The sequence below is a fragment of the Bernardetia sp. ABR2-2B genome (assembly GCF_037126435.1).
Taxonomy (GTDB): domain Bacteria; phylum Bacteroidota; class Bacteroidia; order Cytophagales; family Bernardetiaceae; genus Bernardetia.
In genome coordinates, this window is the sequence record NZ_CP147020.1 from 4,234,816 (window position 1) to 4,256,116 (window position 21,301).

Annotated in this window: 15 protein-coding genes; 13 read left to right on the forward strand and 2 right to left on the reverse strand. The window is 32.8% G+C overall.

Annotated elements, in window-relative coordinates:
* Nucleotides 1–70: 70 nt before the first annotated feature.
* Entirely contained in the window at nucleotides 71–4,219 is a 4,149-nt protein-coding gene (locus WAF17_RS17895) for a two-component regulator propeller domain-containing protein (protein ID WP_338762584.1), read from the reverse strand.
* 392 nt (nucleotides 4,220–4,611) lie between these two features.
* On the opposite strand from WAF17_RS17895, the gene WAF17_RS17900 reads away from it, so the two are divergent.
* The 5 genes from WAF17_RS17900 (at nucleotide 4,612) to WAF17_RS17920 (ending at nucleotide 9,811) form a co-directional block, all read left to right on the forward strand.
* Nucleotides 4,612–4,761 (forward strand): hypothetical protein, encoded by a 150-nt coding sequence (locus WAF17_RS17900; RefSeq protein ID WP_338762586.1) that lies wholly within the window; start codon nucleotides 4,612–4,614, stop codon nucleotides 4,759–4,761.
* Nucleotides 4,762–4,938: 177 nt separating this feature from the next.
* Nucleotides 4,939–5,550 (forward strand): biliverdin-producing heme oxygenase, encoded by a 612-nt coding sequence (locus tag WAF17_RS17905; protein ID WP_338762588.1) that lies wholly within the window; start codon nucleotides 4,939–4,941, stop codon nucleotides 5,548–5,550.
* 75 nt (nucleotides 5,551–5,625) lie between these two features.
* Nucleotides 5,626–8,043, forward strand: a complete 2,418-nt coding sequence (locus WAF17_RS17910; RefSeq protein ID WP_338762590.1) for an ATP-binding protein — start codon at nucleotides 5,626–5,628, stop codon at nucleotides 8,041–8,043.
* A 131-nt stretch (nucleotides 8,044–8,174) separates the two neighbouring features.
* Nucleotides 8,175–8,603, forward strand: a complete 429-nt coding sequence (locus tag WAF17_RS17915; protein ID WP_338762593.1) for a response regulator — start codon at nucleotides 8,175–8,177, stop codon at nucleotides 8,601–8,603.
* 71 nt (nucleotides 8,604–8,674) lie between these two features.
* Nucleotides 8,675–9,811 carry an ATP-binding protein gene (locus WAF17_RS17920; RefSeq protein ID WP_338762597.1) on the forward strand — a complete coding sequence of 379 codons (1,137 nt, stop codon included), beginning with the start codon at nucleotides 8,675–8,677 and terminating at the stop codon, nucleotides 9,809–9,811.
* Between the two features lie 92 nt (nucleotides 9,812–9,903).
* On the opposite strand, the gene WAF17_RS17925 is transcribed toward WAF17_RS17920, so the two are convergent.
* Nucleotides 9,904–10,350 carry a hypothetical protein gene (locus tag WAF17_RS17925; RefSeq protein ID WP_338762600.1) on the reverse strand — a complete coding sequence of 149 codons (447 nt, stop codon included), beginning with the start codon at nucleotides 10,348–10,350 and terminating at the stop codon, nucleotides 9,904–9,906.
* Between the two features lie 278 nt (nucleotides 10,351–10,628).
* Here WAF17_RS17925 and WAF17_RS17930 point away from each other — a divergent pair, with 278 nt between their 5' ends.
* The 8 genes from WAF17_RS17930 (at nucleotide 10,629) to WAF17_RS17965 (ending at nucleotide 21,018) form a co-directional block, all read left to right on the forward strand.
* A complete protein-coding gene (locus tag WAF17_RS17930) occupies nucleotides 10,629–11,735 on the forward strand; it encodes a DNA polymerase III subunit delta' (protein ID WP_338762604.1) in 1,107 nt (368 codons plus the stop codon).
* A gap of 94 nt (nucleotides 11,736–11,829) precedes the next feature.
* Entirely contained in the window at nucleotides 11,830–12,780 is a 951-nt protein-coding gene (locus WAF17_RS17935; protein ID WP_338762606.1) for a hypothetical protein, read from the forward strand.
* On the forward strand, nucleotides 12,770–13,354 hold the full coding sequence (locus tag WAF17_RS17940; protein ID WP_338762608.1) for a hypothetical protein: 585 nt from the start codon (nucleotides 12,770–12,772) through the stop codon (nucleotides 13,352–13,354). Before WAF17_RS17935 ends, WAF17_RS17940 begins: the two co-directional genes overlap by 11 nt.
* Nucleotides 13,351–14,124: a hypothetical protein gene (locus tag WAF17_RS17945; RefSeq protein WP_338762610.1), complete on the forward strand. Its 774-nt coding sequence runs from the start codon at nucleotides 13,351–13,353 to the stop codon at nucleotides 14,122–14,124. The genes WAF17_RS17940 and WAF17_RS17945 overlap by 4 nt, the downstream gene beginning before the upstream one ends.
* A gap of 197 nt (nucleotides 14,125–14,321) precedes the next feature.
* On the forward strand, nucleotides 14,322–16,319 hold the full coding sequence (locus tag WAF17_RS17950) for an ATP-binding protein (RefSeq protein ID WP_338762612.1): 1,998 nt from the start codon (nucleotides 14,322–14,324) through the stop codon (nucleotides 16,317–16,319).
* 211 nt (nucleotides 16,320–16,530) lie between these two features.
* Nucleotides 16,531–17,799: an asparagine synthetase B gene (locus WAF17_RS17955; protein WP_338762615.1), complete on the forward strand. Its 1,269-nt coding sequence runs from the start codon at nucleotides 16,531–16,533 to the stop codon at nucleotides 17,797–17,799.
* A gap of 113 nt (nucleotides 17,800–17,912) precedes the next feature.
* Nucleotides 17,913–18,365: a DUF1569 domain-containing protein gene (locus WAF17_RS17960; protein ID WP_338762618.1), complete on the forward strand. Its 453-nt coding sequence runs from the start codon at nucleotides 17,913–17,915 to the stop codon at nucleotides 18,363–18,365.
* Between the two features lie 295 nt (nucleotides 18,366–18,660).
* Nucleotides 18,661–21,018, forward strand: a complete 2,358-nt coding sequence (locus WAF17_RS17965; RefSeq protein WP_338762621.1) for a transglycosylase domain-containing protein — start codon at nucleotides 18,661–18,663, stop codon at nucleotides 21,016–21,018.
* Nucleotides 21,019–21,301: the final 283 nt, after the last annotated feature.

The window sequence follows — 21,301 nt, forward strand, 5'->3', positions numbered from 1 at the left end:
TTTAGAATTTAGATTTTATAATTCAGAGTTAAAATCAGTTTAGAATAGTCATCAATTCTAAAATCTAAATTTATAGTCTGATTCCTATCAGAGTAATATCATCTCTTTGTTTTTGATTTCCTTGATGACGATCCAAATCTTCTTCTAAAATAGTTTTTTGTTCGTTCATATCAAAATCTGAATTCTGATTCAATAATTGATGCAAACGTTTCGAACCATATTTTGTGCCTGAAATATTGTTTTGGTCAGTTATTCCATCAGTAAATAAATAGAGTGCGTCTCCTTTTTTGGCTGTCATTTGTAGTTGAATGAATGGACGTTTTTTATTTTTTCTCCAGCCACCAATAGATTTTTTGTCGCCTTTCAAGATATGAGATTCTCCTCTACTTACCCAAACAGCATGACGTTTTGCTCCTGCAAAAACAATTTCTCTTTCTAGCGTATCTTCTTCTAGAGCATCAATTCTACATAGAGAAACGTCCATTCCATCATCATTTCCAGATTCATCTTGTTTCAAAGCATTCTTTAAACGAACATGTAACTCATCCAAAATTTTGGCAGGTTCAAGAACATTTGCTTCATTAATAATTTCATTGAGTAGTCTGCTTCCAATCATAGACATAAATGCCCCTGGAACTCCGTGTCCTGTACAATCGACAGAAGCAATAAAAGTACGTCCTTCTATTTCTCTAAGCCAGTAAAAATCACCCGAAACGACATCTTTTGGTCTAAAAACCATAAAAGAATCATCAAAACTATTTTCAAGCATTTCATCTGTTGGTAGGATGGCTTGTTGAATGGTTTGAGCATAACGCAGACTATCCATAATACGAATACTGCTTTCTTGAATTGTATTTTTTGCTTGACCAAGTTCCGAATAATTTTGAATATTATCTAGCGCAATCGAAACATAGGAAGCCAGACCTTTCAATAATGTTAAATGACGGTCAGAGTACGAATTTTTTTCTAAAGATTGTACTGTCAGCACACCCACAGGACGGTTTTTGATAGCTAAAGGCAAATAAATAAGAGATTTGGGAAGTATATTTCCTACCGAAACAACTTCACCTGCCACATATTTTGCATATTCACTTTGAAGGTCTCCTATTTTTACTTCTTTTTGGTTGCGAATTGCCCAAGCAGAGAGTAGCGTTTTGTCTCTCGCTGCATTAAAGTCATAATTCAATGGATTTCCTTCTACTGAATATCCTCTAAACTCAATTAAATTTGTTTTTTCATTCAAAACACCAATTCCAAACCCAGGGGCATTCATCAAGCTATTGACGTGTTGATACAGAACAGCTACCATTTGGTCAAAATCTAAGGTTGCAGTTACTTGCTGTCCAATATCTGAAAGGACACGTACGTTTTGGTACGAATTTTCGATTTCATTTCTTTGTTTGGAAAGGTCATCACGCTGTGCCATTACTTCGGCTTGTTTTTGTTTCAAAACAGCATTCATATCCAAAATCTGACGGCTTTGATTTGATATTTCATTATAAGCAATCTGTAATTTTTCTTTTTCTTCTTCTAGTTCGTTCGTTCTTTGATGCACTTCCATAGAAAGACGACTTTTTTGTTTTTGCATTTCGCCATTTCTCCAAAACCAAAATGAAGCCCCAGCACCAATTAAAAGCATAGCTAATGCAATCTTGAACCAAATAGCTTCCCAATAAGGAGGTTTGATATAAATACGTAACGTTGCACCACTTTCATTCCAATAACCGTCACTATTAGCAGCCTTTACTCTCAAAATATACTCTCTCCCTTCTGGTAGATTGGTATAAGAAGCAGTGTGATTTCGGTAAGATGTATAATGCCAATCATCATCAAATCCCTCTAATTTATACATATATTCTGTTTTTTTAGGAAGACGATAATTTAAGGCTACAAAATCCACAGAAAAACTATTTTGTCCGTGAGAAAGCGTTATCATGTCAGTTTGTGCAATATTCCTACTTAAAATACCTGTTTCGTCATTTGCACGAATATCTCTACCCAATATTTTTAGGTTAGTCAGATAAACAGGTGGAATATAACTATTGTCTTTAATACTATCAGGATGAAAAACAGTAATTCCATATACAGTTCCAAATATAAGTTCACCGTCTTTTGTTTTTTCTACGGCATTGTGATTGAAGCGATTGCTTGGAAGTCCGTCATTCAAATCATAATTTCTAAATACTTGTGTATCAATATTGAATCTTGATAAACCTCTATTTGTACTAATCCATAAATGACGACTGTTGTCTTGCTCAATGGCATAAATTACACCGTCTGGCAATCCATCTTTTTCGGTATAATGTGTAAAGTTATCAGCTTCTTTATGGAAACGATTTAGTCCTCCTCCGTGTGTTCCTGCCCAAAGCACACCTGTTTCGTCTTCAAAGAGAGTAACAATATAACTGTTGCTAAGTCCACCAGAATCATCATTTGCTTGATTATAGGTAATAAAATCTTGACTTTGTTTTCTAAAACGGTTTAGTCCATTACTTGTACCTACCCACAAAATACCATAACGGTCTTGCAATAATGCCCAAACTGAATTATCACTCAATCCAGAGCCGTCTCTTTCTGTATATTTATATACTTTTTCAGTTTTATCTTTTATAGCATACAATCCATTATTTGTTCCTATCCAAATATCATTGTAAGTATCTTGCATCATTGTCCAAATGCTATTATCAGCAAACTGAGGAGAGTTTCCCCCTTTTTTATTGGCTAATTTGGTCAGGTCAAATGGAATAGCTTCAGAAGTGGAGTTTCCTGTCAAGCCTAACGATTTTAAATTATATTTATATAACCCATCTTGTAGCGTTCCTATCCAAAGATTTCCGTTTTTGTCTTCTAATAAGCTTAATATATGTTTGTTTCGAAGTCCAATTTTATCACTTATTTTGATAAGCTGCCATTCTGTTGATTCAGGTTTTGGCATATAGACATACAAACCATTTTCAGTTCCTAACCATGTATTTCCCAAATAATCTTGTTCTAATGCCCAAATTTCAGTTTGGAGATGATGAGCCACGTATTGTAATGGAATTGGATAATTATAAAAAACTTCTTTTTCCTCATCATATTTATTAAGTCCATCATATGTTCCTATCCAAATAATTCCACTTCTGTCGTGATAAATACTTTGTACAATATCATCACTTAATGAATACTGTTCGGCATCATTCTGACGAATAGTTATGATTTGCTCTGTCTTTTTTATGATTCGATTAATTCCACCTCCATATGTTCCTATCCAAATATCTCCTTTTTGGTCTTGTGCTATTGTCTTTATAATATCATTACTAAGTGTGTTTGGAAAGGTTGTAGAGGAATATTTTTTTACTTCTGTTCGGTTTCTATTTAATCTGAATGCACCTTCTTGTGTTCCTACCCAAAGGTTTTGTTTTTTGTCTTCGAAAAAAGTATAAACAGGAGCTTGTGTAAGCTGTGTATCATCTATAAAAACAGGAGTAAAAGCTCTGCGCTGTCTGTCTAATTTATAAAGACCGTTTTCTGTTCCTACCCAAAATGTACTGTCAGCATCTTCATATAATGCCAAAACAGGTACATCTAAAAGACCATTATATTCTTGTGAATATTCAATACTGTTATTGAGTTTGTCATAAATCTTGATTCCGTTTTCTGTTCCTACCCAAAGTGTTTCTTGACTATCTTGAAAAATACTTCTAACTGTACGCATGTTTAAGTTAGAAATTTTGTTTTCTTTTAGTCTGTATTGTACAAAACGATCTTGTGTGAAGTTATATTTATTAATACCGTTGGTAGTTCCTACCCAAAGTGTTCCATTTTGGTCTTGATGTAGAGCCGTTACCATACCAGATGAAAGTGAGGAAGAATCTTCTACTATGTGTGTGTAGTTTTTGAACTCATAACCATCATAACGGCTAAGTCCATCGCCTGTTCCTATCCATAAAAAACCACGAGTATCTTGTAAGATAGCTGTAACATTATCTTGAGCCAAACCATCATCAGAATTAAATTTTTTGAAGCGCAGCCCCATTATAGCTTGTGCTTGTTGTATTTGCTCTGCTTGTATTTGTTTGGAAACTTCTTTTTGAGCAAATAGAGAATGATTGTTTCCCAAGAAAAATACTAATAAAAGAACGATATAACCAATAAGAGGTAATGTGAAAAATGGAAGTAAGAAAATACTTCTGAGTAGGTTATATAAACGATTATTTAAAGAAGATAGAGATTTCATAACTCAAATGATTAATTACCTTAGGCGTATAGAGAATAGGATTTTTATTTTAATTCTATACTTTTCAAACTTATAGCCATAAAGAAGTTATACAATCAAAAGTCTCGGTAAGCAATCTAAAATACTCGACGAAAAAATGAAGCTATAGCTATATCACAGATTAGCATCTTTATAAAGTAATATGAACCAAAAAGGCAAGTTATTTGCTCTACTTTATATGTATATACCATTTTACATAAAAATACGTTCTCTAAATAAATCTAGGTAAATTTAATAAGGCAACTTAATTATCAAAATTTTCGTAGTTTTGTATCATTGCTTGTCTATCTCAATTATTTTTATCTTTATCCTAGTAATCCTAAAGATATTTTATACTCCAAAATTCTACTTCTATGAAAAATATTTCAATCAAAAATATTCGCAGAGCATCAGCTATCATTGGTTGTCTTTTAGTAATCACAGCAAGTTCTTGTGCCTCTTACAAAACTTGTCCTACTTATGCAAAAACAACAAAAACAGTTCAAAACTCTGTAAACAGTTAGTCTATAATTTCTGCCAAAAAATACTTAATTCCTACTTACTTCATTAGAAATAGGTAGGTTTTTTTTGTTTAGGAATTTTAGTTTTTACCTGCCTATTTGTTTAAGAGTGTTAAACATTGTATTTTTGTTTATATACCAATTAAAAGGTCATTTTTTAAACTAACTTATTTTTTCTTGATGTCTATTCTCCAAACTGTCCGAACGACTACTCGCTCCAAGCACGATTTAATGGAAAAACTCATCGGTTCAGACCGTTTAGATAAATTTTCTATTGATGATTATAAGTTATTGTTGAGTACAAATTATATTTTTCATTCACATTTAGAAGACAAGGCAAGAGACCTTCTATCTGACTACCAACAAAAAAATCCTATCCAAGCAACAAAACTCAATTTCAAAGAACGTGTAAAGGCTATTTCTTTAGAACATGAGTTGAAAAATATTCTTGCTGCTGAAAATTTTGAAGCATTAAAACGTATTCCAAATACAGTTTCTTTCCTAGATTATTATTCTCTTTTAGGTCGTTTGTATGTAGCAGAAGGTTCTATGCTGGGAGGAAAAATGATGCACAAAATCCTTCTTCAAAATCCTCAAATAAATAAATCAACAACTTTTGATTTTTTCAAAAATTACGAAAGCAAAACGCCTAGACTTTGGAAATCTTTTAAAGAACTGGTGGAAGAGGAATGCCAAACAGAAACTGAGAAAAAACAGTTTTTGGAAGGAGCTGAAAAATCATACTTATATTTTGAAAAATCCTTTCACAAAGCCAAAAACATTTTGGGATAAAAGTGATTATCAAGTAATAATAAGTAATAAATCGACACCCAATAATATATAACTGCGTCCTCAATTTTTTGCATTATGTCTAAAACTACATCTAAAAAAGAACTAGAAAAAGCCCTTGAAAACTGTGCAAAAGAGCCTATCCATCGTTTAGGTTTTGTGCAACCCCACGGCTTTTTGATTGTATTTTCAGAAGAAATGAAAATTATTGGTGTAAGTCAGAACCTGACAGAACAAACCAAATATAGTTTTGATAAACTAATGAATCATGCGTTGAGTAACCTACTGGGAGAAAGACAGACCAGTTTTATTGAAAAAAAGATAGATGAGCTTCAAGCAGGAGAAGAATCAGCGTACTTTAAGGCAATCAATCCTTTGCGCTTTTTCTTAGAAATAGACGATGAAAAAAGACCTTTTGATGGAATCATACATAAAAGTAATCACGGTTTTATATTAGAGCTAGAGCCAGTAGATGTCGAACAGGTTGAGATGATAAGAGATAGTTTTTATCAAATCAATAAAAAATCTATTATTCGATTTCAGAACACAAACAAATTAAAAGATTTATACAGAATAATTGTAGAGGAAATTAGAAATATTACAGGTTTTGATAGAGTAATGCTCTATAAGTTCAATAAAGATTATGATGGACAAATTATAGCTGAATTGAAACGAGAAGATATGAATCCGTTTTATGATTTATGGTTTCCTGCTTCTGATATTCCCAAACAGGCTAGAGAATTGTATCTCAAAAACTGGCTTCGTATCATCGTCAGGACAGATTATGAGCCTTCCCCTATTTTATTAGATGAGACAATAAAAGATAGGCCCTTAGATTTGACACATTCTACACTTCGTAGCGTGTCGCCTGTGCATATAGAATATCTAAATAATATGGGTGTAGGTGCTTCTATGTCTACTTCAATTATTATTAATGGAAAACTGTGGGGACTTGTTTCTTGTCATCATAATTCTACTAAAATGATTGACTATTCTACTCGTATGACAGCCGAGTTTTTTGGGCAGTTAGTTTCTTTACAGATAGATAAGTTAGAGCAAGACAAAATTCAATATGACAAATTAGAGAAGCAAACCCTAACCGATGGAATAGTAGAATCATTAAACAGAGAAAGAGATGTCTATGAAGGCATCATCAAAAAAGGTAGTTCATTTTTGAAATTAATGAATGCTGACGGATTTGCTGTTGTGGTAGGTATGGGAAGCGAAAGAAAAACACTAAACGTAGGAACAACACCAACTCACGAGAAAATTTGGAAAATAAAAGATTGGCTAGAAGTAAATCATGCTAAAGAAGTTTTTAGTTCGCATTGCATTTCAGATGATATTCCAGACGTTGAAATAGACGTTACTATCTGCTCAGGTATTTTGAGTATTCTTATTTCTAAGGAAGATAATAGCCGAATAATTTGGTTTAGAAAAGAACTACAACAAAGCATCGGATGGGGAGGAAAACTTGAAAAAGTAGTATATAAGGAAGGAGATGAACTGATACTAAAGCCAAGAAATTCGTTTGCCAAATGGAATCAGAATGTAGAATGTCAGTCGCAGGAATGGACAGAGTCAGAAATAGATACAGCTAAAAGTATTCAAGTAAAGGTTTTCTATGTCGTAACACAAAACATGAACGAATATAGATGGCTATTGCGAAGAGAAGAGCTAGAGCAACAAGTACAAATCCGAACCGAAGAACTGACTACTACCAATGAAAAATTAAATAATGAAGTAAAAGTCAGAGAACAAATAGCGAGGCAACTTCAAGAAGGAATGCAACTTTTGGAGCTTACCAATAAAGAGTTAGAACACTTTGCCTATGTAGCTTCTCACGACTTACAAGAGCCTTTGAGAGCTATTTCTAGTTTTAGTCAGCTTTTAGCAAAACGTTATGAAGGAAAATTAGATGATAAAGCAAAAATGTATATCAAGTTCATTATTGAAGGCTCAAACCGAATGAAAAGCCTTATTATGGATTTGTTAGAATATTCAAGACTGCACAGAAACGAAACGCCACATACAAAAGTAAGCTTAAATGAAATATATAAAAATGCACTCAAAAACCTAACAATCCGAATAGAAGAAGCAAATGCTAAAATAGAATTACAAAATGACTTGTGTAATTTTCTTGTAAAGGGAAATCCAATAAAACTAACACAGCTTTTTCAAAACCTAATAGGAAATGCTATTAAGTATCGCTCTGAAAAAACACCAGAAATAACAATTTCTTGTATAGAAAACGAAACTCATTTTGAGTTTGCAATTTCAGATAATGGTATAGGAATTGACCCCAAGTTTGCAGATAGAATCTTTATTCTATTTCAACGTCTTCACACTAAAGAAGAATATGAAGGGACAGGAATTGGACTGGCTCTCTGTCAGAAAATAGTAGAGCAACACAACGGAAAAATTTGGTTAGATAAAGAAAAAAGTAATTTTGGAGAAGGAACAACGATACATTTTACACTAAAAAAAACTGCATAAATAAATATTTCGATAAAAAATATTCTATTAAAGTGTAGTAAAACAGAACAAAGTGATTCATTTCTTGTTTAACAAATCATAGACAATTTACTTACTTCAAGACCTAAAAATAAAACAAGCATAAAGCACAAATGAAACCTATTCAAATACTTCTAGTAGAGGATAATCTAGCTGATACTGTTCTGATTCAAGAAAGTTTGCTAGATAGTAAACTAAACTTAAATATTGATACTGTCATTGATGGAGAAAAAGCAACTGACTATCTCTATGAAAAACTAGAGAACAAAGAAGAGAAATTACCAGACTTGATTATCTTAGATTTGAATATGCCTCGTAAAGACGGTAGAGAAGTATTGAAAGAAATTAAAGCGCATGAGGAGCTTTGCCTTATTCCTGTTTTGGTTATGACTACCTCTGAAAACGATGAAGATGTGAAGTTTGCTTACAGACATCACGCAAATAGCTATATCAGCAAACCTGTCGATATAGAAGAGTTTACGAAAATTGTTGCCTCTATAAATGATTTTTGGCTTACAATAGTAAAGCTTCCTAGTAAATAAACACAATCTAACAAAGAAAGAAATTAAGAAAAACAACAACTGACTCTTATTTGAAGAAAATATACTTTCTTATGAATCCAACGCTTAACACAATACATATTTTATTGATAGAAGATAGTATAGCAGACCAGTTTTTGATGCAAGAAATATTAGAGAAAACGTCATTTCCTGTCAAAAATCTAATTATTGCATCTAGTCTTGCTAATGGATTGAAGGAGCTAAACACAAAAAATATAGACTTAATATTTTTAGATTTATCACTACCTGATAGTCATGGGTTAGAGACTTGTAAAACAATTATTGATAATTATTATGGGATGCCCGTTATTGTTCTTACAGGCTTGAATGATGTTCATGTTGGTTTGGAAGCTATTTCATTAGGAGCTGCTGATTATATTGTGAAAGGAACACTTGATGAATATGGCATGGAACGTGCAATTTTGTATGCTTTGCAACGTAACGAAACTCAAAAACAGATGAGTAAGACAATGGACATGCTTAGAGGTTACAATCAAAAGCTAGAACAATTTGCACACATTATTTCTCACGACCTTATGTCTCCCATCGTTTCAATAAAGGCTTCTATTCAGCTGTACGAATTAGAAAAAAAGCATAATGATTTGACACAAACTGCCGAAGAGGTAATGAAAGAGGTTAATGAAGGAGTAGATAAATTACATACAAAGCTTAAATCGCTTGTCAAAACACTTGTAGAGCAGCAAACATCAGGTTCTAAGTTTGATACTATTGAATTGTCTTCTTTTACTGAAAAGGTAATAAAGGACATGAAAGAAATTTATAATCAACCTGAAATTGATATTCAAGTTGATATGACAAACGAACAAACTATTTCTTTTGTTCCTGATTTGATGTACAGTATTATGCAAAATCTGCTTTCAAATGCTATAAAATACCGTTCTCCAAAACGTACTCCAAAAATAAAAATTTGGGCAGAGCCAAATGAAGAATACTATTGCTTAAATATAGAAGATAATGGAATAGGAATAGATATGGAAGCAAATGAAAGTCGTCTTTTTGGAATGTTTCAACGCCTTCATGAAGACAATACAGAGATAGAAGGACGAGGAATAGGGTTACATTTAGTAAGGAACATTGTATATAGCAATGGTGGAAAAATCGATGTAGAAAGTGAGATAGACAAGGGAACAAAGTTTATAATCTGTCTGCCAAGAGAACCAAAATTCTAACTGATACTATTTCAAAACTGATATTTTTATCCGTGTTCTGTGCTACACAGAACACGTTTTTTATTTTCAAATCTACCAAAAAAAAAATACCTCTACTCTTCTTCAAAAAAGCTTTTATAGACAGGGCTTCTATATGCAAACTGCGCCCACATACCAGGATAGATAATAGCATCTAATGCTTTTGAAGAGGTATAATAATCTATATCATCGATGATAATACAGTTATTCTCATCCACTTTTTTTATTCTGTGTCTGTGTGTCCATTTTTTGAGAGGAAAAGGCAAATCTTCTTCTGCAGTATCTATAAAATAAACTTCGCTTTCTGTTTCTGCTTGTTCAATGATATAAGAAGTCCATTTTGAACTATAAATTCCAAAATCTAACTCTAAATGCACTTCATCGCCTACCTTACAGCCATCAAAACGGTTGAGTTTTAATTTTGGAAACGGAGGACTTAATTTTAAAAATAATTTTTCTGTAAAACCATTCCATACTTCTTGAGCAGAACGGTTGATTGGAGTTTCGACGGTTAATTTCATAGCTTATAAAAGCAAAAACTAAAGGAAAATGTTTTGTTATCTTTGTTGTAGTTTTAAATTGCTATATATTATTACTGTTAAGGATTTACAGGATTGGTAGGATTTAAAATACAGATTAATACAAATGATTTTTGTATTCATTAATCACTTAGGAACAATTACGAATTAAAGATTACGAATTGCGAATTAAACTTCTGACTACTAGTTAATTATATAATTAAAAGTGTCAATTTATTTAATTTCTATTTCTTATCACTAATAATTAATCACTAAAATAAATGCTTTTCTCCGATATTTTAGGCTTAGAGGAACTAAAGAAAACACTTACTTCGGCTGTTCACAATAACCATGTGGCACACGCACAACTTTTTTTAGGTTATCAAGGAAGCGCAGGACTTTCTCTGGCGTGGGCGTATGCAACTTTTCTGAACTGTGAAAACAAACAAGAAAATGATGCGTGTGGAAAGTGTAGTTCTTGTATTCGTTACAAAAAACTAATTCATCCAGATTTGCATTTTGTTTTTCCGACAGCTAAGGCAAAAGGTTACAAAGAGCGAGAAGAATTTATGAAAGGTTGGAGGGAGTTTTTACCAAAACATAAATACCCAGTTTTGCAAGATTGGTCAGATTATTTGGAGACAGAAGGAAAGCAGTTTAGCATTTCGGTAGCAGAAAGCCGTTATATTTCCAAAATTTTATCACTAAAAGCCTATGAAGGAGGTTACAAAATTCTGATTTTGTGGCTGCCCGAATATATGAATGCAAGTGCAGCCAATGCACTTTTGAAAGGATTGGAAGAACCACCAAAAAAGACAATTTTCCTTTTGGTAACCGAAAAAACAGATAAGATGTTAGCCACTATTCTTTCTCGTTGTCAGCTTATTCAGATTCCTCGTTATTCGGATAAGGAAGTAAAAGAATATTTGATAAGCCAGAATATAAAAGAAGAAGAAGCTGGAGAAATTGCGCCTTTAGTAGATGGAAATTTGAATGAAGCCATGAAATTGAGCCAACATACTCAAAATAAAAATCAAGAATGGTTTAGAGATTGGATGCGACTTTGTTTTAAGCACGATTATGCAGGTTTTGTTGGTCAAGCTGATTTATTCCACAGCTTGGGAAAAGAAGGTCAAAAAACGCTTTTACAATATGCTTTGACTATTTTGAGAGAATCTTTAATTTCTAATTTTGGAACAGAACAGCTTATTCGTACCGAATCCGAAACGCTAAAGTTTGTACAGAATTTTGCTAAAGTAATAGATGAGAGAAATGTTTTTTCGTTAGTAGAAAAGATTGATGAAGCCTATTTTCATTTAGAAAGAAATGCCAACTCTAAAATCGTTTTTATGGATTTATCGGTTCAGATTGCTAGGTTATTGAGATAAAAAAAACTTTTAATTTTTCATATAGGTCAGCCTCGTAGAGCAGACCGTTTATAGCTTATTCAAATAATAATTCAGTCTTTTTCGTTCTCTATCTATGAAATATCTACAAAATCCTTATTTGCCTACAGCTATTTTGTTGTTGCTACTCGCTTTTTTTGGGTACAAGACTTTTTTTAATGAACGTTATACTCAAACTGAAAAAGAAATTTTTGGCTATAATTATCATCAAAATATAGGTTTGAAGGAAGAATATGAATATTTAGCATCTAATGCTTTAGGAAGTGCAAAAAAAAGCATTGAAGAACACAGAGTTGAGAAAAGTGATTACATAAAAAAGATAGATACTCGTTTCAAAAAACAAAGAGATGAGCTACAAAAAATTTATCAAGAAACACATAACAACTACTTTGAAGAACCAAGATTTAAACTGGTTGAAGAAAAAGTAAAATCAAATCCCAAATATACAGAAGAGCGTACCGTTGTCGAATTTCCTAATCTGAAAGTCGTTACAGCTTTCAATGAATATGTCCAAAAAGTATCAGCTTTAGATTCCTCGCTTTCGAAGCGTTATCAAGATTTTGTATTTGAAGAAGGAATGACCAACGAAGAATTAGATGATTTTTATTTTGATACAGACGACTATTTGAGAGCCTTTCATTATTCTCGTTTTGAGGCGCAACTTGCCACTATGTATTATGAAGATGCAAAACTACTTTCAAGAAAATATTTTCTTTTTCCTCTTGCTTTGAAATCAGAAGATATAAAAGTTGTGCCTTATGTGCATTACAAAAAGGGAAAAGACAAACCGTATTATGTTACTACAATGAGTGTTGTTCCTTTTGATAAAGAGAATACTCGTCTCGTTTACCCAGAAAATGTAGAAACTAAGTTTGATGAGAATGGATTTATTATCGTTCCAAAAGAATTTAGAAAAGGAGTGCAAAAATTTCAAGTACAAATTCCAACGCTTCTTCAAAGTGATACTTCTTTTGTTATCGTACAAGACTTTGACTATCTAAATACCTATTATAAAGATGAAGAATAAAACTATACTTTCTGTTTCGCTTTGGGTGTTGATTGCTTTTTTAGGGATTTATTATTTTGTTTCTCAAAATTCTAAGAAAGAAAATGAAATTCTTACAGTAGAAAAAAGTAGTCAAGTCTTGAAAAAATCAATACAACAGGCTCACAAAGACAGATACTTGACACTTTCGTATCATGTAGGTCACAGCATTTCTAACAGTAAAAGAGAACAATATATGTTTCAAAACATAGAAAATGCTCACAAACTGGCAGAAATTAGATACGAAAAAGGTGCTATTTCGCTAGATGAAATGGGAAAATATCCTCTAACTAAAAATGAGTTTTCTAATAAAATTATTTCTCAAAATAATTCTAATTATTGCTTATCTAAGGAGAATAAATTTGTAGAGAAAATACACAAACTTTATTTATACAAAGACTTAATGAATTTTGTAGATGATGAAACCTACCCAAACATATCTTATTGGGGAGTCGGATATAGAAGGTTCGATATTGAAATTATAGAAAACGATAAAATAGCTATCAGACTGACAGATATTTTCCATCCAGAACCTATTGAATACTATTTAAAATGAAAGCTAAAACTATATTTTCTGTTTCGCTTTGGGGATTGATAGGAGTTTTTTGTTGTTCGTACTTTTTCTTGAAAGAGAAGGAAGAGGAGAGAAAAGGAAAAGATGAAGTTGCACTAGATAAAAGTGAACGTTTTTTGGTAGAGAAAATCAAATTCAAAAAACATGTTATTTTAAAAACAGAATATTTTGAAATAGAAAAGTATGGTTCTCATCCAAGAGATGTAGCTATTTATGATTCTCTCAAACGAAATACAGATTTTTCGGAATCTCTTTATACAACTACTAATTATAATTGGGACACTTTAAAAAACTATTTAATAAGTGATTTTTATAAATATGCACACATAGATAATCAAAAAGACAAGCTACTTTTGAATTATCAAAACGAAAATTCCAAACAACTTACAAAGCTGCATAAATTATTATTGTACAGAGTTCATAGCAGGTATAACTTGACAAGACTTCATTATGTTGGCTGCCGTCTTGAAATGCGTTTTGATCCTCTTTATTTAGAAATTTTACCGTTCAATTCTGCGATTGTACTAAATTACAAATTTTATGATTTTGACGCAAAACCATTTTCTTCTCAACTCTATCAAAACAAACAACCCATAGAAAATCTATATTTTGATGTAAAAAAAGATACGACACTTCATTTTCAAATCCAAACAGATTATTACACAAATGACACGTTCGGAAATTCTAAAAACTACAAACTCAATATAAAAGCTGGGCAACGAAATGATTTTGAAATTGAGGAACTACTTTGATTGAGTATATCACTAGTAAATCATTATCAATCGATACAAAGTTAGCTTTGGTCTAAAATAGAGTAGTATAATAAGTAATTTTATTCTATTTTTGATTTTAAGGCAAAACTATTGTAGCTAGTTAAACCCTAAGAGTCTCCAAAAAAACTTAGGGTTTCGGCATAAATACACGAGCTAAAAATTCATATTTCTATTCTATGTTCAAATTTCTCAATCATGTTTCTATAAAGACAAAGGTAGTCGGTTCGATTATGATAGCGACTATTATTGCCTTAATAACAGCTTTTACGGCTTTTATTATTTATGATTTGATTGATTACAGAACCGAATTAGAAACAGGTTTGCGTGATAGAGCGCAAATTATTTCTAGAGATGCTTATATTTCAGTTAGTTTTGCAGACCCTTCTGCTACTGAAAATCAGCTAAAAGATTTGTTTGCATCTGACCCTAATATTTTGGCTGCACAGGTTTATGATACGCTCGGCAGACCTTTTGCAAAATATGAACGTTTGGGAATGTCGACAAATCCTAAATACGAAGAACCTCCTCACTTAGAATTTGATTTATTGAAAAATCAAATGTCAGTTCATCATCGAAGAGAAGTAGAATTAGCCAGTTTTGATAGTAATAATACAACAGGACTTTCGATAGATAATCGCCCTCCTATTTATCCTACGGTTTATCTTTTGTCCAACCTTGACCGTTTTTATGACCGTCTTCAACGCTATGCACTCATTACAGGTCTTATTTTACTGACTGTTTCTCTACTGACTTATTTTATTGCTGTTCGTTTACAAAAATTAGTTTCGAAGCCTATTTTGGAACTGACAGCCCAAACAAAGCAAATTGCACAAGAAAAAGTCTATTCTACACGAATTAGTAGAGGAGATAGAAGGGACGAAATCGGAACGCTGACAGAGAGTTTTGATGATATGCTTGCACAAATTGAACAGCAAAATTTAGCTTTAGTTTTGGCAAAAGAACAAGCCGAACAGTCTGCAAAGGCAAAAGAACAGTTTTTGGCAAATATGAGCCACGAAATTAGAACGCCTATGAATGGTGTTTATGGAATGTCAGAACTTCTATTAGACACTTCGCTCAATAATGTGCAATTGAAGTACGTAAATGCCATCAAATCTTCTGCTGACCACCTTTTAGTTATCATTAATGATATTTTGGATTTATCAAAAATTGAATCTGGAAAAATTTCTTTTGAAGAAAGTCCTATTGATTTTTATCCAATGGTAGAGGGTATGATAAGTAGCATAAAAGTAAAAGCTGATACAAAAAAAGTTACTCTAAAGAGCAATATCAGCCGAGATATTCCTGCCCGTTTTGTGGGAGATGAAGTACGTCTGAGACAAGTTTTGCTTAATCTTTTGGGAAATGCTGTAAAATTTACTCATAAAGGCGAAATCGTAATTGGAGCTAACTTAGTAGATGAAGACAAAAATTTTGTAACGCTTCATTTTTATGTAAGTGATACAGGAATAGGAATTTCAGAGGAAAAAATAGATGATATTTTTACGATGTTTACACAAGCAAGTAGTGATACCACACGAAAATATGGTGGTACAGGCTTAGGTCTTGCCATTTGTAAACAGCTAGTAGAGCTTCAAGGAGGAGAGATTTATGCAAAAAGTAAGGTAGGGCAAGGTTCTACATTTGCTTTTCAGCTTCGATACAAAAAATATATAGAAGTAAGTCAGCCAGTTGTGGCAAGAGATAGAACTAATCAAATTCCTGATTTTCTTCGTAATGCAATCAATACTGAAAACATTACCCAAAAAGATACTATAGACAGTACAAGTATTGCAGTTCCAGAACCCACTACAAACAAAATATTATTGGCAGAAGACAATGAGATAAACCAACTCTTAGTAGTTACGATGCTCAAAAACTGGGGGTATGATATTCATGTGGCTTTTAATGGAAAAGAAGCTGTCGAAAAGCTACAAAAAGAAGAGTTTAATCTAGTTTTAATGGATGTTCATATGCCTGAAATGGATGGTTATCAAGCCACAAAAATAATAAGAGAGACCATTTCGAAAGACCTAACAATCATTGCCATGACAGCCTCTGCACTAAAAGGAGAAGCCGAAAAATGTATTGCAGCAGGAATGAATGATTATATCGCCAAGCCGTTTAATAAAGAAGCCTTCAAACAAAAACTGGCAGGTTATCTCAGAAAATAAGCAAAAGAATAAGATAAAAAAAACTTAAATAGCTTTATTGACACTTATTATTTAGTGCAAATAAGTATAATTTTTGTATAATTATAAAAAATCCTCAACGACGGCAAAGCCTCGTTGACGGTTAAAAAAAAGTTAAAACTTAACAAGTACAACCGTCGTTGAGGCTCAAATGAAGCCGTCAAACGAGGTTTGATACAACAAAAATCCAATTATGAAAAAAAATCTTATTCTATTTCTATTATTCTTTCTTTGTGTTTCAAATTTCACAAAAGCCAATCAAATAATGATTGCAATGGACGAAACACAAAAAAATCATTTAAAAGCTTACGGAATTGCATTTGCTGTTTTGGAGCAAGACATGACTGTCGAATGGCTTCTAAACTATCGTGGTGGTAGTTTTATGTTTGATTACTCACGAGTTTTTGAAGAAGAAATGCGCCTTCGTGGAGTGAGTTTTGAAATTATTTCGGAAGCACAAGCCACACAAGTCCGTAGTCAGATTGCAAAAGCTGATGTCAATCAAGACATTGTAAAACTGGAAGTTGCACCCAAAATTGCCGTTTATTCTCCAAAATCAAAGCAGCCTTGGGACGATGCCGTAACGCTTGTTCTGACGTATGCCGAAATACCGTATGATGTTGTTTTTGATGAGGATGTAATGGAAGATAAATTGCCAGAGTATGATTGGTTACACTTGCACCACGAAGATTTTACAGGACAATATGGAAAATTTTATGCTAGTTATTCAGGGCAAAAATGGTATCAAGACCAACAAAGAGAATATGAAGCTGTTGCTAAAAAATATGGTTTTGCAAAAGTTTCACAACTAAAACTTGCTGTTGTAAAGAAAATGCAAGCCTACTGCTTGGGTGGTGGGTTTATGTTTGCAATGTGTTCGGCAACCGATACGTATGATATTGCACTTGCAGCTGAAGGAATTGATATTTGTGATAGAGTTTATGATGGAGACCCTGCTGACCCAGCAGCGAATAAGAAACTAAAATTTGAAAATACTTTTGCTTTCGAAGATTTCAAATTAGTTTTGAATCCTTTTGAATATGAATATTCTAACATTGATAACAGCTATCGTCAGCGTACAGGAATTACCGAAAAGAATGATTATTTTGAGCTTTTCCAATTTTCTGCCAAATGGGACCCTATTCCTACTATGCTTACTCAAAACCACGTTACGAAAGTAAAAGGATTTATGGGACAAACGACTGCTTTTAGAAAGGATTTAGTAAAGTCTGATGTAGTTGTTTTAGGAGAGTTTAAGACGGTAAATGAGGTTCGTTATATTCACGGAACGATGGGAAAAGGAACTTGGACATTTTATGGAGGACACGACCCAGAAGATTATCAACATTACGTAGGGGAAGCTCCAACAGACCTAAATCTACATCCACAATCTCCCGGTTATCGCTTGATTTTGAATAACATTCTGTTTCCTGCTGCCAAGAAAAAGAAAAGAAAAACATAAACTAATTTAGAATGTAGATTTTAGAAGTAATTTCTATAAATCTAAATTTGTAAATTTTATCTAATGGCTTTAAATTCTGACTTCTAATTTCTAAAATCTAAATTTGTTTCTCTATGCTTTTCGAAAAACAACTCACTGAACTTGAATCTTATATTCCACAATTAGAGAAACAAAACTCTAAAATTACACATTCAAATGTCGGTTGGCAGATTGACCATTCGTTACGTGTCATGCGTGGAATTTGTTGGCAATTGGAAGAATCAAATCCTAACAATTTCAATAGTAAGTTTAATTTACAAAAAACTTTTATTCTTCTTAGTGGATATATTCCTAGAGGGAAAGCTAAAGCCCCTAAGAGTGTTCAGAATGAGAAAGAGATTACTACAGAATCTATCAAAGAGTTTACAGAAAAAACGAAGGAACAAATTTCTAAAGTAGAAAAATTAGATAAAAACAGTCATTTTCCACATCCTTACTTTGGAAATTTGAATAAAAAAGAAGCAATTCGCTTTATTGAAATTCATACTGAACATCATTTGAAGATTATTCGTGATATGCTTCGTTAGTTTTAAAACCCTAAGTATCTAAGGACCTTAGGGTTTTTTGGTGGAAAAAATTGAAAAAGTCCTTATTTTTTTGCAATTTTACTTATTAAAGTTGTTTAAAAATATAAATTTTCTTTAGAGTTAGGGTTTGCAAATCCAATTCTAAGAAAAATAACTCTGCCTTTGTTGGTGTTTTAGCGCAGCGACACCAACAAATACACGTACAGAATCTATTCTTAAACAACTTCATTAATTTAAAAAATAAAGTCCTCAACGATGGTTTTATGCCTTTTTGAGAGTTGAAGAGAATAAAATTATGCTAAAAAAATCCTTATTTATAAAAGCAATAAAAATCACTTGGGCAGTCTTTGGATTAGGACTATTTTTTATTGCCATGTGGGTAATGGCAATTCAAGAAGATTTTGGAGGATATTTTGGTGGAATGCCAGACCTAAGAGAACTAGAAAACCCTAATAGTAATGTTGCTTCTGAAATTTATTCAGCAGATGGAACATTGATGGGGAAATATTATAGAGAAAACAGAACACCTGTTCCTCTTGATCAAATATCTGAAAATGTAACCAATGCGTTGGTAGCAACAGAAGATATTCGCTTTAGAGAACATTCAGGAATAGACTTTATTAGCACGATGCGTGTAATAAAAGGAGTTCTGACTTTTAACCTTGATGGTGGTGGAAGTACAATATCTCAACAACTTGCACGAAACTTATTCAACACTAGGTCAGAAAAAAATGAAGTTAATAGATATGAAGGCAAATGGATTACAAGAGATAATCCTAAAGTGTTGAGAATGTCTATTATTAAACTAAAAGAATGGATGCTTTCTATTAAGTTAGAGCGTTCTTACACAAAAGATGAAATAATGTATTGGTATCTCAATACGGTTGATTTTGGTAGAAATGCTTTCGGAATAAAAGTGGCAGCAAAAACATATTTCGATAAAGAACCTATTGATTTGACAATTCCTGAAGCAGCTACACTTATCGGAATGCTTAAAGCACCTACTTCTTATAATGCCATTAGCAATCCAGAAAGATCCAAATTTCGTAGAAATGTAGTGTTTAAGCAAATGGAAAAATATAACTACATTACCCCAGAAGAAAGAATTAGTTTAAAAGAAGAGCCTCTAGTAACAAATGAAAATTATAGTGCAGTAGATGCGCATCACAACGGAGCAGCACCTTATTTCAGAACTATTGTAAGAAATGAGGTAATGAAGTGGTGTAAAGAAAATGGATATGATTTGTTTGCTGATGGTCTTCGAATCTATACTACTATTGACTCAAGAATGCAACAACATGCAGAAGGAGCAGTAAAAGAGCATATGAAAGAATTGCAAGGTAACTTTTTTAAACAATGGAAAGGTAAGAATCCTTGGAGAGATGAGTATGGAAAAGAAATTGAAAATTTCTTAGAAAGAGCAACAAAAAGAACTGAACGCTATCGTCTAACAAGAATAAAACACGATGGAGATTCTGCCCTAATAGCACAAGATATGGCAGAACAAATGAATGAGCCTATCAAGATGAAAGTTTTTGACTGGAATAGTGAAGGCTTTGAAAAGGATTCTGTCATGACACCATTAGATTCTATTAGATATTACAAACACTTCATGCATGTCGGAATGATGGCAATGGACCCACATACAGGACAAATAAAAGCGTGGGTAGGTGGAATCAATCACAAACATTTTCAATATGACCATGTAAAGTCAGGAAGAAGGCAGCCAGGTTCTACTTTTAAGCCTATCGTTTATGCGACAGCTATTTCTGAGAAAAAATTTCATCCTTGTTTTCAAGTAACAGATGTTCCAAAAACATTTAATTTAGAATCTGGAGGAACATGGACAGCAAAAAACAGTGGAGGTTACACAGGACAAACCATGACGCTTCGACAAGGACTTGCACGTTCTGTAAATACGATTGCAGCCTATTTGATTGGAGAGTTAGATTCTAAAAATGGCGCACAAAAAGTAATTGAATATGCTCGTAGAATGGGAATAAAAGCACCATTAGACCCTGTTCCTGCACTGGCTTTAGGAGTAAGTGATGTTTCTGTGTATGAAATGGTAGGAGCATATGGAACTTTCAATAATGATGGGAATTGGACAGAACCTATTTTCATTACTCGTATAGAGGACAAAAATGGTCGTGTAATTCGTGATTTTTCTCCCAAAACTCGTCCTGCACTCTCAAAAGAAGATGCAAATACAATGCTCTACATGCTTATGGGAGCTGGGGAAGAGCGAGGAGGAACAGCCTTAGGACTTTGGAAATATAAATTCAGAAAAGCAGGGGTGCAGATAGCAGGAAAAACAGGAACAACTCAAAACTACTCTGATGGTTGGTTTATGGGAATGACCAAGAATCTAGTCGTCGGAACGTGGGTTGGTGGAGATGACAGAAGTATTCACTTCAATAATTTTGCTTACGGACAAGGTTCAAGAATGGCAATGCCAGCCTTTGGAATGTTTATGGACTCCTTATACATGGATTCTACAATTACAGATTATGTACTACCTAGAGAAGCTTTAGTGAAAAAATCAGAACTTTCTATTGAGACAGATTGCAGTAAGTATAATCGTTCTGGAGCTGACTCATCATTTCGTGATTTGATGCCAGTTAGAGGTTCTTTAGAAGATGATATTATGTAAAGAGTAAAAAAATGAATTAATTATTTTTATCATCTATCAAAAGTATTAATAATTCAAAGTATACCACTAGACATTTTCAATGCAGGTTAGTTTCGTATAGCGAATCGTTCGTAGTTATTTTTACCTTCAATAGATGCTCTGTTTGGAGGCTGAACTATTCATTTGAAAAACATCTAGTAGTATAAATATTCAATTCTAATTACTTATAAAACAAGTAGATTATAGTAAGAAACTAGTTTTTTTTGTAAAACAAATTCAAAATAATTTTATGAAATTTCATTAA

Excerpts from the sequence above, each read along its gene's own strand:
- WAF17_RS17895 (WP_338762584.1), bottom strand. The coding sequence starts at position 4,219 with ATGAAATCTCTATCTTCTTTAAATAATCGTTTATATAACCTACTCAGA.
- WAF17_RS17900 (WP_338762586.1), top strand. The coding sequence starts at position 4,612 with ATGAAAAATATTTCAATCAAAAATATTCGCAGAGCATCAGCTATCATT.
- WAF17_RS17905 (WP_338762588.1), top strand. The coding sequence starts at position 4,939 with ATGTCTATTCTCCAAACTGTCCGAACGACTACTCGCTCCAAGCACGAT.
- WAF17_RS17910 (WP_338762590.1), top strand. The coding sequence starts at position 5,626 with ATGTCTAAAACTACATCTAAAAAAGAACTAGAAAAAGCCCTTGAAAAC.
- WAF17_RS17915 (WP_338762593.1), top strand. The coding sequence starts at position 8,175 with ATGAAACCTATTCAAATACTTCTAGTAGAGGATAATCTAGCTGATACT.
- WAF17_RS17920 (WP_338762597.1), top strand. The coding sequence starts at position 8,675 with ATGAATCCAACGCTTAACACAATACATATTTTATTGATAGAAGATAGT.
- WAF17_RS17925 (WP_338762600.1), bottom strand. The coding sequence starts at position 10,350 with ATGAAATTAACCGTCGAAACTCCAATCAACCGTTCTGCTCAAGAAGTA.
- WAF17_RS17930 (WP_338762604.1), top strand. The coding sequence starts at position 10,629 with ATGCTTTTCTCCGATATTTTAGGCTTAGAGGAACTAAAGAAAACACTT.
- WAF17_RS17935 (WP_338762606.1), top strand. The coding sequence starts at position 11,830 with ATGAAATATCTACAAAATCCTTATTTGCCTACAGCTATTTTGTTGTTG.
- WAF17_RS17940 (WP_338762608.1), top strand. The coding sequence starts at position 12,770 with ATGAAGAATAAAACTATACTTTCTGTTTCGCTTTGGGTGTTGATTGCT.
- WAF17_RS17945 (WP_338762610.1), top strand. The coding sequence starts at position 13,351 with ATGAAAGCTAAAACTATATTTTCTGTTTCGCTTTGGGGATTGATAGGA.
- WAF17_RS17950 (WP_338762612.1), top strand. The coding sequence starts at position 14,322 with ATGTTCAAATTTCTCAATCATGTTTCTATAAAGACAAAGGTAGTCGGT.
- WAF17_RS17955 (WP_338762615.1), top strand. The coding sequence starts at position 16,531 with ATGAAAAAAAATCTTATTCTATTTCTATTATTCTTTCTTTGTGTTTCA.
- WAF17_RS17960 (WP_338762618.1), top strand. The coding sequence starts at position 17,913 with ATGCTTTTCGAAAAACAACTCACTGAACTTGAATCTTATATTCCACAA.
- WAF17_RS17965 (WP_338762621.1), top strand. The coding sequence starts at position 18,661 with ATGCTAAAAAAATCCTTATTTATAAAAGCAATAAAAATCACTTGGGCA.